The sequence below is a fragment of the Klebsiella sp. w6 genome (genome assembly GCF_033100215.1).
GTDB classification, from domain to species: domain Bacteria; phylum Pseudomonadota; class Gammaproteobacteria; order Enterobacterales; family Enterobacteriaceae; genus Klebsiella; species Klebsiella variicola.
Genome location: NZ_CP136907.1, coordinates 4,856,801 through 4,873,125, shown reverse-complemented (window position 1 = coordinate 4,873,125; position 16,325 = coordinate 4,856,801). Strand labels below are relative to the sequence as shown.

Sequence of the window (16,325 nt, the reverse complement as noted above, 5' to 3'; positions counted from 1 at the left end):
CTCATCCGGGCTACCGCGGTGCGCATAGGTCGCCAACAGGTGATAGTCATTTCCGGCGACGCGAAACAGGGCTGCCGTTTCGCCGGGTATAACCCATCGTTGCTCATCGCCAGGCATGCAGCTCAGGTAAATGCACAGCCCGCAGCCGCTGCGCAGCTGGCGCGGAATATCCTTCACCTCGAAGGTCATTCCCGCCGCCTGCAGGGCTTTGCGCATCCGCACCACCCCCACCGTGGAATGAAATAAAAACAGGAAGGTTGTCATCCGCGCCTCCGCTGGCGCTGGCCGATCAGCGCCGCGCCGATCGCCCCGGCAAACTGGGCGTCGGGATGGGTTGTCACCGTCATGCCGACATGGCTTTCCAGCATCCGGGCAAAGGTGGCGCAGTGGCTGACGCCGCCGGTAAACAGCAGCGGTCCCTGCGCCGATAAACGGCCAATAAAGTTCGCGCTGCGCCGGGCCATGGCGTTAATCACCCCCGCCAGAATCGCCTCCGGCGCGACGCCGGCCGACCGCAGGCTAATGACCTCCGATTCGGCAAACACCGTGCACATGCTGGTAATCGCATGCGGCTCGACGTCTGCAGTGATGCTGTCGAGTTGTTCGACGCTGGCGCCAAGCGTCCGCGAAATGACGTCCAGAAAGCGGCCGGTGCCGGCGGCGCATTTATCATTCATCAGGAAGTCGCTGAGATTGCCCTCGGCGTCCAGCTGGATGACTTTGCTGTCCTGGCCGCCGATGTCAATCACCGTGCGGGTGTCCGGCGCCAGCAGGCGAGCGCCGAGGCCGTGACAAGAGATCTCCGTCACCTGCTTATCGGCAAAATCCACCAGCTGGCGACCATAGCCGGTGAGGGTTAAAAAAGGCGTCTCCGTGAGGCCAGCGCGTAGCGTTTCCCAGGCCTTATGGATGGCGTCGGCGGGGCGAAAGGGAGTGGGGCAGAGGAAGCGGCGTACAATGACGCCGTCCGCCAGCAGGATGCCTTTTGTGGCGGTGGAGCCGGAATCAATGCCAACCGTATAGTTCACGCCAGCTCCTTACAGCATTTCGATAAAGGCGGCGACGCGGGTGCTGAGCTGGCCGAGGTCCGCCGTCGAATAGTCGGTTTCTATCGCCATATAAGGAAGGTCGTGCTGCTGGCGCAGATGGCGTTTAATCGCCAGCGATTCCACGGCATAGGTATGGCAGGCCTGCAGAATGACGTCGATCACCCCGTCGGCCTGATACTCCTCCACCATCTGGCTCAGCAACTGCAGACGCTGGTCGTTGGGGGAGATACAGGAGCAGCCGATGGCGAGATATTTATCGGTTAAGGCGTCGTAGACGTCGCCCTCTTCCGCCACGCAGCGCTCGGTGGCTTTCGCGCCGGTGCAGTTTTCATAGCCGACCACCCAGCCGCCGTTTTCCTCGATGGCGCGGACCACTTTTTCCGCCGCGCCGCCGATCGGACAGCCGGTGATCAGGATCCGCGGACGTGGCTCGAGCCGTTTACCCTGCAGCCACTCCTGATGGATGCGGTCCGCCATGACATGCAGTTCATCAATCAGGGCGGTTTTGTCGAAACGGAAGGTGGCGCCATATACCACTTTCAGGATGTCGCCGCCGCTGAGCGCCGGCGGATTGAGTTGCCCGAGACGATAAAAGTGGGCCAGCGCCCGGCGCTCGCGATTTTTCAACACGATGGCTTCGCGCAGCGCCGCTTCGCTAATCGGCGTGCCAAACCGGGCCTCAATCACCTGCTGCAGGCGCAGGATCTCCGTTTTCCACAGTGCGCGGGAAGCGGCATCGCTGGCGCTGTTCGGCAACTGCATGACGTGGACCGCCTTGAACTCGGCCATGTACTCGTACATCTTCTTTTTACCGTCGCAGGTGGTTTCCCCGACCACCAGGTCAGAGAAATAGAAGTACGGGCATTTATCGGTTTTGCCGAAGCCATAGCTGCTTTTGATCAGCGGGCAGAGGTTGCGAGGCAGATCTTTTTCCGCTTCCTCGATGGTTTCATCGGAGGTGGAGCACAGTGAAACGACAATGGCGCCCGCCGCCATGGCGATCTCCTGAGGCATAAAGGTGCAGTAGGTGCCCACCAGCGGCACGTTCTGCTCTTTAAGATCCATGACGGTGAGAAAGCCCTTCTGGCGAGCTTCTGAGAACTGGTCAAATATGGCGGGTAGATCGGTGATAAGCGACATGATTTTCCTTCCCCGTACACGGGAGATGCTGAAAGAGTCGCCATTATAGCCCTGTTGTTTGTGTGATTTTATTGATCTCCTGCGTCTGCGCGCGGCGTTAATAGACCTTCTTCAAATCCATCTCTTCCTGGATCCGCTCGCTCCACGCCAGATGGGTGCGGATAGCCTCTTCGATACCGGCGTTGTAAAACAGCGGCCCCAGCTCTTTGGCGATAAAGTCGACAAAAAACTCGGCGTCAAACTGCTCCAGCTCGAGGTTGAAGGTCTCTTCGCAGTACTTGCTGAGCTTGTCGCGCAGCAGGTCGCGCTGCGCCGGGCTGAGTTCAATGTCGTTCATGATGGAGCTTTCTCCGTAAAAGGGCTCACGACTGCCGGGCTTCGATCACCGCTTGCCCACACTGGCGCTGATGGCGTAACAGTCCGGCCAGGCAGCAGGCGGCGACGATCCCGGCGGCCACCGCCAACAGGTGGAAGGGGAGTCTGCCGCCATGGAACCACAGCCAGCGCGCGCCTTCAATCGATAACGCGCTGACGCTGAGGATCACGATATTCAGCGAGGCGGAGACCGTGCCTTTCGGCAGGTCGTTGGAAAAGAGGGTAAAGCGAAACAGCGTCGGGAAAATCAGCCCGATGCCGAAGGCGTAGAAGCAGGTGCCGAGCACTGACCACAGCCAGACGTGCGGCCATATCAGATTCCCAACGATCAGGATGGCCAGGCCGAGCATTTGTATCGGGACCGCGCTGAGCACAAAGCGCGGGCGGGTGGGATCTTTTACCCAGCGCGCCACCGACAGGTTAGCGATGATGACGGCGCTAAAGACTGGTACCTGGCTCCAGGCGAACTCGCTGGTGGTCAGCCCGCCGGCGTCCATTAAAATCACTGGCGATACCGCCACCCAGCTCATCAGCGGAATATAGCTCAGCGACAGCGTGGCGGCGCCGAGTAAAAAGATGCGGTTACGAAAGACGGCGCGGAAATCGCGCAGCACGCCGGGCAGGCTGAATGGCACATCGCCGCGGCGCACCGTCTCCGGCATGGTCAACAGCAGGCCGAGCCAGGCCACCAGCCCCATGGCGGCGATGATGCCGAACAGCGCTTTCCAGTGGATGAAATGCATCAGCGCCGCGCCGGAGAGCGGGCCGACGATCGGCGCCACCAGCACGACGGAGGTGATCACCGCCATCAGCCTGATCGATCTTTTTTCCTCAAAGGCCTCCTGTACGGTGACGTAGCCGACGGTGGCGATAAAGCAGATGCTGGTGCCCTGCACGAAGCGGGCAATCAGGAACTGGGTCATGGAGGTGGTGAACAACGTCGCCAGGCACGCGAGGGTGAAAATCAGCGCGCCGGTGAGCAGTACCGGACGCCGTCCGATCCGGTCAGAGAGCGGCCCCAACAGCCATTGCAGCGCCATGCCGCCGGCCATATACAGGCTCACCGAGGCAGGAGCCAGCGCCACATCGGCATTGAAATCCCGCACCACGTGGAGGATCCCCGGCTGGATCAGGTCGGTAGTAAGATAGGCTGAAAAATCATACAGAATGAGCGCCGCCGGGAAGAACAGCGCGGCGGCGTGGCGGGTCAGCCAGTGGGAAATCCGGTGCATCATTTCTCCCTCCCTGTGGAATATTTATCAGCGCTATTGTTCGGATAGTATCATTGCTAACCAATATGCAGATGCAGCAGCGAGGGGATCTGCGAGAACAGCCACAACATCAGGCCGATGGTCCCCCCCACCAGGGTGCCGTTGATGCGGATAAACTGCAGATCTTTACCGATATTGAGCTCGATCTGCCGCGACATATCGCGGGCGTCCCAGCTCTTCACCGTGTCGCTGATATGGCGGGTGAGGAAGGCGGCGAACTCCGGCGCCACCCGGTGCGCCGCCTGTTCCAGGTGTTCGTTAAGCGATTCGCGCAGGGCGTCGTCGCGGAGTAAGGTTTCACCGAACCACTGGCCAGCCTCGGCGATGCGCTGCTTAATACGTGAGTCATCGCTGCTGATATCGTTTTTTACCCAGCTGCGCAGGTCGCCCCACACTTCACCGAGATAGCGGTTAAAGGTCTCATCATTTTTCAGATATGCTTTGATGTTCTCGGCCTTTTGCGCCATGAGCGGGTCGGATTTCAGGTTGTCGATAAGCTTCTGCACCGCGTGGTCGAAGGCCTGGCGGATCTGGTGGGTACGGTCATGGCTCACCTCGTCCAGCAGGGTATTCACCGCATCGGTGACCATCTCGGCGCTGTGCTCGCCGAGCCACTCGGTGGGTAACAGTTTGGCCTTCAGCGGGTGCTCGGTCTCCAGCCAGCGCACGATGCCGCGGGCGATAAAGGTGCGGGAGTTGTCCCGCTGCAGCAGGGCGATAAGCTGGCTTATCAGCGAATCCAGCAGCTTCTGGTGGCGATTGTCGCGGGTCATTCCCTCCAGCATCATGGCGCTGGTCTGCGTCAGGTCGACTTTATCGATCGCCTTATGTACCGCGCGGCGCAGCAGGCGCTGAATGCGCGCGTCGTCGGTCAGTTCAAGAAAACCGCTCATCACCTGCAGCAGATGCTGGCCGACCCGCCGGGCATTCTCCGGCTGGCTGAACCAGTTGCCGAGCATCAGGGCTGGCTCATAGCGGCGGATCAACGCGACCAGCGACGGGGTATCGAGGAACTTCTCCTCGACAAAGCGGCCAAGATTATCGGCGATGCGGTCTTTGTTACGCGGGATAATCGCGGTATGGCGGGCGACAAAGGGCAGCGGAATACGACGAAACAACGCGACCACCGCAAACCAGTCGGCCAGCGCCCCGACCATCGCCGCTTCGGAAATGGCCTTTAGCGCGCTGACCCACGGCGTCGGCGGCAGCAGCAGGGTGGTGATAAATAGCGCGGCGGCGATCAGCAGCAGCGACAGCGCCAGCAGTTTGGCGCGTTTGAGTTCAGCGAGTTTTTCCATAAACTTAAGCATATAACCTGACGGCGAGGTCGTGCAAAAATCGCCAGATAATCCACAGACCGAAGATCATCAGGACCGCCCCTGCCGCCCGCTCGACTCGCCAGACGATGGCGCCCAGGCGGCGCTGTACCTGCGGCAGCGCAATCGCACTCACCAGCAGTAAATCCCAGAAGAACACCACGCTGACCATCCACAACCCGCTCACCGTTTGCTGCAGCAGGGTGACCGCCGGCCCGAGCAGGGAAGTCATCAGCGCCAGATAAAACAGAGCGTTTTTGGGGTTGAGCAGCGATGACCCCAGCCCGAGCAGCAGCTGCCTGCCGAACCCCGGACGCGATGCGCGAATGCTCTCCACCGCCAGCGTCGCGGGACGGCTGCGTATCAGCAGGCTGCCAACCCACAGTAAATAGCCCGCCCCCAACAGCTCAATGAGCAAAAACAGCAGCGGCGCCTGGCGCAGAAGCCCCCAGCCGACGATGGCGAGAACAATATACAGCGCATTGCCGGCGGCGATTCCGAGACACAATCCGATGCTGCCGCGGATCCGGTAGCGCACGGCGTAGCCGACCAGCAGAAAAAAATCAGGGCCCGGGCTGAGCAGAGCGACAAAGTGAGACAGGGCTAGCGCCGGGAAGGCGGCGGGAAAGAGCGTCGATAAGGTATGCATAGTGGCCTCGATAATGGTACTGAGGCCACCCTAAGCGAAGTGCCGTATTACTTATTGTCGGATATTGATCTGCTGTGCGCATATTGCCGCGGCGTGGCGGCGGTATAGCTGACAAAGGTTTTATGGAAATGGCTCTGATCGGCAAAGCCAGCCTGATAGCCGACATCGGCAATAGGGTCCCCGGCGCGTAAGCGCGTTTTCGCATATTCGATGCGCGCCATGTTGATCAAACTGGCGGGTGTCAGGCCGGTATCCTGTTTCACGGCGCGGATAACGGTCTCTTTACGAAGCGCGCTGTCGTGGGCCAGCTTATCCAGCGACGGCGGCGCTGGCAGATCTGTCGCCAGGCGCTGAAACAGCAGGGCGCTGGCGTGATGTGGCTCCTGCGGCGCGGCGGCGCACAGCGGCAGCGCGTGCAGGAGTTGCGCCAGCCGGGCGGGCAGTTGTTCAAGGCTCCCGCGGCTCATCAGGGCGACAACCTGCTGGAAACAGGCAAAGAGAGGGCTGTCGCGCAACAGTGGCTGCGGCGAGGCGATACTGGCGCCAGGGGGAATATCCGGGCGCTGCGCGTGGCACCATGCCGCCTCCAGGTACAGCATATGATAGCTGCGCGGCCTGTCATGCAGCGGATTACAGCTATGCGGCGCGTGCGGGGGGATCACGATCAGATCCCCGGGCTGCAGGAGATATTCCTCACCATTGCACAGGCAGCGCGTTTCCCCCTCGATAATCGCCCCCACCGAGAGCTGCGGGTGGCTGTGGCGTTTGTAGGCCTGGCGGCTGCGCCAGGTGCTGCGCAGCTCCAGCCACGGTAGACGATCGTCTCGCCAGAAGGTTTGGGGGATATCTCGGGTATGGTTCACCGCATCGACCTTTGCTGAGGAGGGAGAGGTCGTTTATAGCATGCTGCGCGGAGGCTGTCGCCCGCCTGGATTTGCGTACCGCCTCGAAAAAGGATGTCGCGCTTGCAGTCCGGGGAAATCTATTTTCGTGGCGGTGCGTAAAGGTTGTATTGCCCGGGTGTCAGAAACATTCCGAGCGCGTAGAGTCCCTGCAGGATAAGCAGGCAGGGATGAGCCGATGGCAAAGGGTACCACCTCGACGCCGCATGATGCGGTGTTTAAACAGTTTCTCACTCAGGCCGACACCGCGCGTGATTTCCTGGCGATCCATTTACCGCCTGCGCTGCGTCAGCGCTGCGACCTCGATACCTTACAGCTGGAATCGGCAAGCTTTATCGAGGAGAGCCTGCGGGCCTGGTACTCCGATGTGCTGTGGTCACTCAAAACCGCGTCTGGCGAGGGCTACATTTATGTGGTTATCGAACATCAGAGCTCGCCGGACGCGCAGATGGCTTTTCGCCTGATGCGCTATGCCATCGCCGCGATGCAGCGCCATCTTGATCGTGGTCATACCAGACTGCCGCTGGTGGTGCCGATGCTGTTCTACCACGGGGCGACCACGCCATACCCGTGGTCGCTCAACTGGCTGGACTGCTTTACCGATCCGCAACTGGCGAGGGAGCTTTATATCTCGCCCTTTCCGCTGGTGGATATCACGGTGATCCCCGACGATGAAATCGTTAGCCATCGGCGCGTGGCGCTACTTGAGCTGATACAGAAGCATATTCGCCAGCGCGATTTAATGAACATCGTTGGGCAACTGACGACGATTTTACTTAGCGGGGACGCTAATGACAGACAGCTAAAAACGCTGTTTAATTATCTGCTGCAGACTGGCAACGCGCGCCGCTTTGGCCGGTTTATCCACGAAGTGGCGCAACGGGTTCCTCAGCACAGGGAGAGCTTAATGACCATCGCCGAAAGATTACAGGAAGTGGGCCGCAGAAAAGGCAAACGGGAAGGCCGGCAAGAAGGACAGCATGCCGAGGCGCTGCGCATTGCACAGAGGATGCTGGACGACGGTATTGCCCGCGAGACGGTGGTGAAAATCACTGGCCTGGCCGCCGACGAGATCGCCACGCTGGCGCATTGATAACGCCGGGGCGGCCTGAAGGTAGCCCCGGTTAGCCTCTTTATGGAATATTCCTGATATACCTAACTTTACCCGCATCGCCAGCCATCTCGACTACCCTTAATATCCTTAACGGCATTTTTGACTGCCTTAATAGCGATAACAAGGAGACATGCGATATGGCCTATCAGACGGTGAATCCTGCGAACAATCAGCTTATTAAAACGTACCCGGCGCACAGCGACGCGGACGTGGAGGCGGCGCTGCAGCAGGCGGATGCGCTCTACCATTCAGCCTGGGCAAAAGGCGATATTGAACCGCGGCTGGCGGTACTGCATAAGCTGGCTGATCTGATCGACAGCCGGGCGGAGGAACTGGCAAAAATCGCCAGCCAGGAGATGGGGAAACTCATTAAGCAGAGCCGCGGCGAAGTGAAACTTTGCGCGCAGATCGCCCGCTATTATGCCGATAACGCCAAATCGTTGCTGGCGCCGGTGAAATATCCCTCCGAACTCGGCGACGCCTGGGTTGAGCATCATCCCATCGGCGTCTTAATGGCGGTGGAGCCGTGGAACTTCCCCTATTACCAGCTGATGCGCGTCCTGGCGCCAAACCTGGCGGCCGGCAACCCGGTTATCGCCAAACACGCCAGCATTGTGCCGCACTGCGCGGAGACCTTTGCCCATCTGGTGCGTGAGGCCGGCGCACCGGAAGGGGCGTGGACCAACCTGTTTATCTCCCAGGAGCAGGTGGCGAAGATTATCGCCGACGATCGCGTGCAGGGCGCGGCGCTCACCGGGTCGGAGAAAGCCGGCAGCGTGGTGGCGGCGCAGGCGGCGAAGCATATTAAGAAATCGACGCTGGAACTGGGCGGTAACGATGTATTTGTGGTACTGGACGATGCCGACCTGGAACGCGCGGTGAAAATCGGCGTCCAGGCGCGGCTGAATAACGCCGGCCAGGTGTGTACCGCTGCCAAGCGTTTTATCCTGCACGAAAATATCGCTGAGTCGTTTCTGGCGAAATTTAGCGAGGCGTTTCGCCAGGTGAAAATCGGCGATCCGCTGGATGAAAGCACCACGCTGGGGCCACTCTCTTCCAAAGATGCGCTGGACACCCTAAGCAAACAGGTGGACGAGGCGGTGAAAAATGGCGCTACGCTGCATCTGGGCGGCAAAGCGGTGGCACGAGAAGGCAATTTCTTTGAACCCACCATTTTGACCGGTATCACCCGTGACAACCCGGCGTACTTTGAAGAGTTCTTTGGCCCGGTGGCGCAGATCTACGTGGTGAAAAATGACGAGGAGGCAATCCAGCTGGCCAATGATTCCCACTATGGTCTGGGCGGCGCGGTCTTCAGTCAGGATATCGAACGCGCCAAACGGATGGCCTCCGCCATTGAAACCGGGATGGTTTATATCAACTGGCTTACCGATACCGCGCCGGAGCTGCCGTTTGGCGGCGTGAAGCGTTCCGGTTACGGACGGGAGCTCTCCGATCTCGGCATCAAAGAGTTTGTGAACCAGAAGCTGGTGGTGGTGCGCCACTAAGCCCGGCCATAAAAAAACCTGCCATTCGGCAGGTTTTTTTATAATAGATTCATTGCACTTCGACTTTATCCCAGCCGCTTTTGAACATACAGCTGTCGACTAAGGTCTCCCGCTGATATTCATTCGCGTCTTCTACCGTATAGCTTGTTTCAACATCCTGTTTCTTATGTTTTTTGTCCGTTTTTTCTGAACTGGACCCGGTCACCACGTTATCCGGAGGGAGATCGACCAGGGCCTGCGCTTCACATTCGGTGAGCTTTTTATGCATTTCGGCATCGCTTAAACCCGGCTTCACCCAGGTATACTGAGTGCAGCCGGTCAGCAGCAACGCCAGGCTCAGCGCAGAGAGCGCGGCGAGACGTGGTTTCATCAGAAGGTGACTCCGCCGCCCACGTAGGCGCCATCAATCAGGGTGTGGTTTGGGCGACCCTCTTTGCCGTCAACGCTCACGTGACGGTAACCCACTTTCAACGTCACTGGACCAATCGGGGACCAGCTTACGCCGCCGTTCGCTTCGACATAGTTTTTTACGCTGTTGTTCAGGCCGTCCGGCGCGACATACCCTTCGCCAAACACGTGGATGCTGTCGGTCAGGGCCACGTTCACCCCGCCGCCGACCGGAAACGCGACGCCGTTATCGCCTTTTTTCGGCCCGAGGTAGATAGCTTTCGCGCCAGCGTTGAGCATAACCGGACCTACTTCCAGATTGTAACCCGCGCCAACGCCGCCGGTCTGGCTACCATCATCGGTATTCTTCAGCCAGTGGCTTTCGGCGTACAGGCCAGAAGAGGATTTACCCATTTCCATATTCAGATTGGTGAAGTTTTTACCTTGTTCAACGGTAAATCCCATCGCCATGGCGGAACCAGAGACCGCGGTCAGGGCAGCAACAATCAGGATGTTAAGCTTTTTCATGGTTTGCTCCTCGTCATTAAATTTGTCTGAGCGCACCTTAACAATCGATGTTTATCTCTGCAAATGTGACTTACGTCAATTTTTTATGCTGGGTTTGTCAGGGAGGTGTTTTGAAAATGTTGTAATGACGTTGGGTTACGGCGAGGTCAATCATCAAATTTGGTCTGTTTAGCCGCGGTTTAATGGGTGGGCTAAACAGAAACTGAACAGGGCGGGCATTAATTATTAAGGATCCTATTCATTTAGTTTCTTATTATTTCCAAAAGTGTTTCTGCTGTTACTTATTAAAACGTTGCTTTACATTTTTCGACGCGCTGCCGACGTTTGGTCCCTGTTTTTGATGAGGTGTCAGAGAGAGGATGGTGCCTGCGCCTTGGGGCGCAGGCGGGCAGGTTAGCGTCGTAACCCGGCAAATGCGGCGCGAATTTCCTCTTCCGGCAGCTGAATGCCGATAAATACCAGCGTGCTGTGCGGCGTTTCATCGCCCCACGGGCGATCCCAGTCGGCGCTGTAGAGGCGCTGCACGCCCTGAAACAGCAGGCGATTTGGCTCGCCGTCGATCCACAGCATGCCTTTATAGCGCATCAGTTGCTCGGCGAAGGAGAGCAACAGGTTTTCCATTACCCGTGAAACTTCACTGATATCCACCGGATAGTCGAGCTCGACCACAATCGACGAGACGTCGTTCTGCTTTTCTGCAACAAAATGAAAACGCGGTGTGGCGCTGACAACCTTTTCTTCCAGCATAAAGCCGCTGGTGTTAAACAGCTGGTTTAGATCGATATCGCCGTGAATGACGGTATAAACCGGCGCCCGCGCATTGATGCGCGCCAGCCGTTCGCGCAGCTTCTCGGTGTCGCCGGCAACATCGGTTTTGGTTAGCAAAATGCGGTCCGCATAGCCGACCTGCGACTGGGCGATGGTGAACTGATCCATCTGCTGGTCGGCATGGACGGCATCCACCAGGGCGATCACGCCGTCCAGCAGATAGCGCTCGCAGAGCACCTCATGGGAGAAAAAGGTCTGGATAATCGGCCCCGGGTCGGCCATGCCGGTGCACTCAATCACCAGCCGGTCAAACTCGATTTCGCCGCGATCGCGACTGTCGAGGAGATCGAGCAGGGCGTCTTCCAGTTCGTTGGAGCGCGTACAGCAGATACAGCCGTTGGTCAGGGTTTTGATCTGCGTGGCGCGGTCGCCGATCAGCTGATCGTCAACGGAGACTTCGCCAAATTCATTTTCAATCACGGCGATTTTGAAACCGTGCTGCTCATTCAGGATATGGCGCAGGAGGGTGGTTTTTCCTGCGCCGAGAAAACCGGTGAGTAGGGTGACTGCAATCGGTGCCATTATTGCCTCCATTAACAGCAGCGTACGCCGCCTTTGCCGTCTCCGCCGTAGCGGGCCTGCTGGCGTTCGCGGAAGAATTCTTCATAAGTCATGTACGGCTGATCCGGATGGTTGGTTTGCATATGTGTGACGTAGTTGTCGTAATCCGGAATGCCAATTAGCATTTTTGCCGCCTGACCGAGATATTTTTTTGCCTGACCTAAGTTACCAAACATTGTAAGTTCCAGATAACGAATAAAGCCGGATGGCGGCTAGCGCCTTATCCGGCCTACGTTAATGCGCTTTTGGTAGGCCGGATAAACGTAGCGCTATCCGGCATCAGGGTTAATGATGTGACGAGGTCTTCACGCCGCCTTCCGGTACCGGCACGTACGGGGTCTCTTTGTCGGTACGCACCTTATTGTTGCGCACGTTGAGCCAGGTTTTGATGCCGTAGAAGATGATGCTGTACACCACCACCAGGAACAGGATACTCAGCCCGGCGTTGGTGTAGTTGTTGACCACGATATGATTCATGTTGGCAATTTGCTGCGCGGTCAGCTCGCCGCCGGCGGCAATCTTCTCTTTATACTGCTGAGCCATAAAGAAGAAGCCTTCCATCTGCGGATTGCTGCTGAACAGCTTCAGACCCAGCGCCCAGGTGGTGCACAGCAGCAGCCACGCTGCCGGGATAACGGTGACCCAGATATATTTGGTGCGCTGCATTTTGACCAGCACCACGGTGCCAAGCACCAGCGCCACGGCGGCCAGCATCTGGTTAGAGATACCGAACAGCGGCCACAGGCTCTTCACACCGCCCAGCGGGTCGACCACGCCCTGATACAGCAGGTAGCCCCACAGCCCGACGCAGCCCGCGGTACCGATAATCCCGGCGACCAGCGAGTCGGTTTTTTTCAGGAACGGCACGAAGTTACCCAACAGATCCTGCAGCATAAAGCGGCCTGCGCGGGTACCGGCATCCAGCGCGGTGAGGATAAACAGCGCTTCAAACAGGATACCAAAGTGGTACCAGAAGCCCATATCCGCCATCGGGATGATTTTATGGAACACATGGGCGATACCGACGGCCAGCGTCGGCGCGCCGCCGGCGCGGTTCAGTACCGAAGGTTCGCCGATATCTTTCGCCGTCTGCAGGATCTGCTCAGGGGAGATCACGAAGCCCCAGGAGCTGACGGTCGCCGCCGCATGGACGGTCACTTCTTTCAACTGCGCAGCGATCATCGCCGCGTTTTCACCGCCCATTTCATGCAGGTTTGGCATGACGATGCCAAGGCCCGCCGGCGGGGTGTTCATCGCGAAGTAGAGACCCGGTTCGATAATCGAGGCGGCGATCAGCGCCATGATGGCCACGAAAGACTCCATTAGCATCGCGCCGTAGCCGATAAAGCGGGCATCGGTTTCGTTGGCCAGCAGCTTCGGCGTGGTGCCGGAGGCGATCAGCGCGTGGAAGCCGGAGACCGCGCCGCAGGCGATGGTGATAAACAGGAACGGGAACAGCGCGCCTTTCCACAGCGGGCCGGTACCATCAATGTACTGGGTCACCGCCGGCATTTTCAGGTCCGGGTTGAGGATAACGATCCCCAGCGCCAGGCCGACGATCACGCCGATTTTCAGGAAGGTGGCCAGATAGTCACGCGGCGCCAGAATCAGCCATACCGGCAGCAGCGCGGAGATAAACGCGTAGCCAATCAGGGTAAAGGTGATGGTGGTGTCTTTAAAGGTCAGCGCCGGGCCCCAGTACGGGTCGTGGGCAATGATGCCGCCAAACCAGATGGACGCCACCAGCAGCACGATACCGATAACCGACACTTCACCCACGCGGCCTGGGCGCAGGAAGCGCATGTAGATCCCCATAAACAGGGCAATAGGTACCGTCGAGCAGACGGTAAAGACGCCCCACGGGCTTTCCGCCAGCGCTTTCACCACGATGAGCGCCAGCACCGCGAGGATGATGATCATAATCAGGAAGCAGCCGAACAGCGCGATAGAGCCCGGAACCGGCCCCATTTCCTGCTTGATCATCTCGCCCAGCGAGGCGCCGTTACGCCGTGAGGAGATAAACAGCACCATGAAGTCCTGTACCGCGCCCGCCAGCACTACGCCGGCCAGCAGCCACAGGGTGCCCGGCAGATAGCCCATCTGCGCGGCCAGCACCGGGCCAACCAGCGGGCCGGCGCCGGCAATGGCGGCAAAGTGGTGGCCAAACAGCACGTAGCGGTTGGTCGGCACATAGTTCAGGCCATCGTTATTAATGACCGCCGGCGTCGAGCGCGTTGGGTCAAGCTTCATCACCTTCTGCGCGATGTACAGGCTGTAATAACGGTAGGCGACGAGGTACACAGAAACCGAGGCGACGACGATCCACAGGGCACTGACGTGCTCACCGCGGCGCAACGCGACGACTGATAGGCAAAATGCCCCGATGATTCCGAGAATCACCCAGGGTATGTGCTTGAATAGTTTTTTGGTATCCATAGTAAAACCTGGCGTTAATTAGATGAATAATTGGCCGAAGCCGTCTGGTTTTAAGTAAGGGTTAATGGAGGTATTGATTAGCTAGGCTGCCTCCGATCTTGCCAGAACAGCGCGTGCGTAAAGTTGGGTAAATCGGTGAGTGGTTGTATGGAAGGTTAAGCGGTCGCTAGCTGAAATAAGCGGTTGGCCATCAAGTGAACAAGAGATAATTATGTGATTGAGATCACGGCATATTTCAGCCCAGTGCGATGGGGGAGCGGCAGAACGTAAAAAGAGGTCGCGCTAATGCTCTCAGTGTGAATCGATATTAATTCATAATCTCATATTCTTATTTCATGATGATTTCATATTGTCTTCGGCAGAACTTAACGGTGATTCATCCATATCATGAAACTGGGGTAATCAACGCGTTTATAATTTTAAGTAATATTTTTTGAAGTGGCTTGAATAATATATGTTGATATTAACATGGGTTTGGTTGTATTAAATGCCACGCTTTGCTTTTTATTACTCAACATGGAACGTTGTGACTTAATTATAATGAATAAATGGAATTTCATTCATAAAGTTTTAATTATCTGTATATTGCCTGCCTGGGCATGGGCTGCGCCTGAGGATACCGTACGTGAGCAGCAGTTCATCAACCAGCAGCAGCGCCAGCAGGCGCTGGAAAACCAGCTCGCGCCGCCGTCACCGGATATTCATTTATCAGCGGAAGAAATAAATACCGATGATGGTTTATTTCCCGTGGAAGAACCTTGCTTTGCTATTTCACAGATTATTTTACAGGGTGCCGATGCCTTACCGCATTGGCTTCCGCTCCAGCGTCAGGCAAATAAAGCGATTGGGCGTTGTCTGGGAGGGAAGGGCATTAACCTACTGATGGCCAAGTTGCAGAATATATTAATCGATCGCGGTTATATCACCAGCCGGATCCTTGCCCCGCAGCAGGATTTAAAAAGCGGTGTTTTGCGCCTGGTGGTGATGCCGGGTTATATCCGTGAAGCCAGGCTTACGGAGGACAGCGATAATTATCTATGGCTGGCGAGCGCGTTTCCGGCGACTGACGGGAAACTACTGGACCTGCGCGATATTGAGCAGGGGCTGGAAAACTTGCAGCGCCTGCCGACGGTACAGGCCAGCATGGAAATTATTCCGGGCGATACGCCGGGGCAAAGCGATATTGTCATTAACCGCCAACAGGAACGCTTCTGGCGCGTTGACGCCTCGCTCGATGATTCCGGCTCTAATGCCACCGGCCGCTATCAGGGTAACCTGACGCTATCCCTGGATAACCCGTTAGCCTTAAGCGACCTTTTTTACCTTTCCGGCTCACATAACCTCGATGGCAATGGCGGTAAATCCTCAAAGAACCTGACCGGCCACTATTCGATTCCGCTGGGTTACTGGCAGCTCGGATTAACCGCCAGCCAGTATGATTACATGCAAACCGTGGCGGGGGCCAACGGCGATTACCAGTACAGCGGTAAAAGCAAGAACGTTGATTTCCAGATGAGCCGCGTACTGCACCGGAGCGGTAGTCAGAAGACCACTCTTAGCGCCGATGTGTTAGCCCGCGAGCAGCGCAACTTCATTAACGACACCGAGATTGCCGTTCAGCGGCGGCAGACGGCGGCCTGGAAGCTTGGTCTGCAGCATCGCCATTACCTGGGCAACGCCACTCTCGATGCCGGAGTGAGCTATCAGCGCGGTACCCGCTGGTTTGGCGCTCAGCCCGCGCCGGAAGAGCAATGGGGGGAAGCAACCGCCCTCAGCAAAATCCTGCAATTCAATGCTCAGCTCAATTTGCCTTTTGCCCTGGGCGGGCAAAATTTTCGCTTTACCAGTCGCTATCAGCGGCAGATGAGCAGCACGCCGCTGACTTCGCCGGATATGTTTTCCATCGGCAACCGTTGGACGGTTCGCGGCTTTGACGGCGAGCGCACCCTGACCGCCAGTCACGGCTGGTACATACGTAACGATATCGCCTGGTCGACCCCGTTACCGGGGCAAGAGTTTTATCTGGGGGCGGATTACGGCGAAGTCGGCGGCGCGGGCAGTGAAACGCTGGTGGGCAAACACCTCGCCGGGGGCGTGGCAGGGCTGCGCGGCCAGTACCACCGCGCCAGCTACGACCTGTTCGCCGGTATCCCTTTAGCCAAACCCGATGGCTTTAAAACCGATCCGGCAACTTTTGGTTTCAGCGTTAGCTGGAGCTACTGATTTTCACTCATGCGCCGTTTGGCGGCGCGTGCTGCGCA

General features: G+C 57.7%; 15 protein-coding genes and 1 pseudogene. 3 read left to right on the top strand and 13 right to left on the bottom strand.

The features are described 5' to 3' along the window. Positions 1–12 precede the first annotated feature (12 nt). The 8 genes and pseudogenes from R0140_RS23815 to R0140_RS23780 all read right to left on the bottom strand — a co-directional run. Positions 13–264: pseudogene (locus R0140_RS23815) on the bottom strand (DUF3343 domain-containing protein); the annotation flags it as partial. Next, positions 261–1,028, bottom strand: a complete 768-nt coding sequence (gene yjiL, locus R0140_RS23810; RefSeq protein WP_032756140.1) for a putative 2-hydroxyacyl-CoA dehydratase activator YjiL — start codon at positions 1,026–1,028, stop codon at positions 261–263. The pseudogene R0140_RS23815 and the gene yjiL, both read right to left, overlap by 4 nt. Before the next feature lie 9 nt (positions 1,029–1,037). After that, entirely contained in the window at positions 1,038–2,189 is a 1,152-nt protein-coding gene (locus R0140_RS23805) for a double-cubane-cluster-containing anaerobic reductase (RefSeq protein WP_032756143.1), read from the bottom strand. Between the two features lie 97 nt (positions 2,190–2,286). Beyond that, positions 2,287–2,526, bottom strand: coding sequence for a DUF2164 domain-containing protein (locus R0140_RS23800; RefSeq protein ID WP_008807589.1), 240 nt, complete (start codon positions 2,524–2,526; stop codon positions 2,287–2,289). A gap of 25 nt (positions 2,527–2,551) precedes the next feature. Further along, positions 2,552–3,799: a multidrug efflux MFS transporter MdtM gene (mdtM, locus tag R0140_RS23795; RefSeq protein ID WP_012969015.1), complete on the bottom strand. Its 1,248-nt coding sequence runs from the start codon at positions 3,797–3,799 to the stop codon at positions 2,552–2,554. Between the two features lie 53 nt (positions 3,800–3,852). Then, entirely contained in the window at positions 3,853–5,145 is a 1,293-nt protein-coding gene (locus R0140_RS23790) for a DUF445 domain-containing protein (RefSeq protein ID WP_077257851.1), read from the bottom strand. Further along, positions 5,138–5,800 carry a LysE family translocator gene (locus R0140_RS23785; RefSeq protein ID WP_008807586.1) on the bottom strand — a complete coding sequence of 221 codons (663 nt, stop codon included), beginning with the start codon at positions 5,798–5,800 and terminating at the stop codon, positions 5,138–5,140. The genes R0140_RS23790 and R0140_RS23785 overlap by 8 nt, the downstream gene beginning before the upstream one ends. A 47-nt stretch (positions 5,801–5,847) precedes the next feature. Further along, a complete protein-coding gene (locus R0140_RS23780) occupies positions 5,848–6,663 on the bottom strand; it encodes an AraC family transcriptional regulator (protein ID WP_317703912.1) in 816 nt (271 codons plus the stop codon). 217 nt (positions 6,664–6,880) lie between these two features. Between R0140_RS23780 and R0140_RS23775 the strand changes: the two genes are divergently transcribed. Both R0140_RS23775 and R0140_RS23770 read left to right on the top strand, forming a co-directional pair. Continuing rightward, a complete protein-coding gene (locus R0140_RS23775) occupies positions 6,881–7,795 on the top strand; it encodes an Rpn family recombination-promoting nuclease/putative transposase (RefSeq protein WP_032740398.1) in 915 nt (304 codons plus the stop codon). A gap of 158 nt (positions 7,796–7,953) precedes the next feature. After that, the gene (locus R0140_RS23770; protein ID WP_016160231.1) at positions 7,954–9,324 is read left to right on the top strand and encodes an NAD-dependent succinate-semialdehyde dehydrogenase; all 1,371 of its coding nucleotides are present in this window, start codon (positions 7,954–7,956) and stop codon (positions 9,322–9,324) included. Positions 9,325–9,373: 49 nt separating this feature from the next. On the opposite strand, the gene R0140_RS23765 is transcribed toward R0140_RS23770, so the two are convergent. From R0140_RS23765 to R0140_RS23745, 5 genes are all read right to left on the bottom strand, one after another. Further along, complete coding sequence (locus R0140_RS23765; RefSeq protein WP_016160232.1) at positions 9,374–9,694, bottom strand: hypothetical protein; 321 nt, start codon at positions 9,692–9,694, stop codon at positions 9,374–9,376. After that, a complete protein-coding gene (locus R0140_RS23760; protein ID WP_008807582.1) occupies positions 9,694–10,239 on the bottom strand; it encodes a YfaZ family outer membrane protein in 546 nt (181 codons plus the stop codon). Before R0140_RS23760 ends, R0140_RS23765 begins: the two co-directional genes overlap by 1 nt. A gap of 393 nt (positions 10,240–10,632) precedes the next feature. Continuing rightward, complete coding sequence (yjiA, locus tag R0140_RS23755; RefSeq protein WP_022065037.1) at positions 10,633–11,589, bottom strand: GTPase; 957 nt, start codon at positions 11,587–11,589, stop codon at positions 10,633–10,635. 11 nt (positions 11,590–11,600) lie between these two features. Continuing rightward, positions 11,601–11,804, bottom strand: a complete 204-nt coding sequence (locus tag R0140_RS23750) for a YbdD/YjiX family protein (RefSeq protein WP_002887451.1) — start codon at positions 11,802–11,804, stop codon at positions 11,601–11,603. Between the two features lie 109 nt (positions 11,805–11,913). Continuing rightward, positions 11,914–14,064, bottom strand: a complete 2,151-nt coding sequence (locus tag R0140_RS23745) for a carbon starvation CstA family protein (protein ID WP_317703911.1) — start codon at positions 14,062–14,064, stop codon at positions 11,914–11,916. 540 nt (positions 14,065–14,604) lie between these two features. Here R0140_RS23745 and R0140_RS23740 point away from each other — a divergent pair. After that, positions 14,605–16,287 (top strand): ShlB/FhaC/HecB family hemolysin secretion/activation protein, encoded by a 1,683-nt coding sequence (locus R0140_RS23740; RefSeq protein WP_032740399.1) that lies wholly within the window; start codon positions 14,605–14,607, stop codon positions 16,285–16,287. Positions 16,288–16,325: the final 38 nt, after the last annotated feature.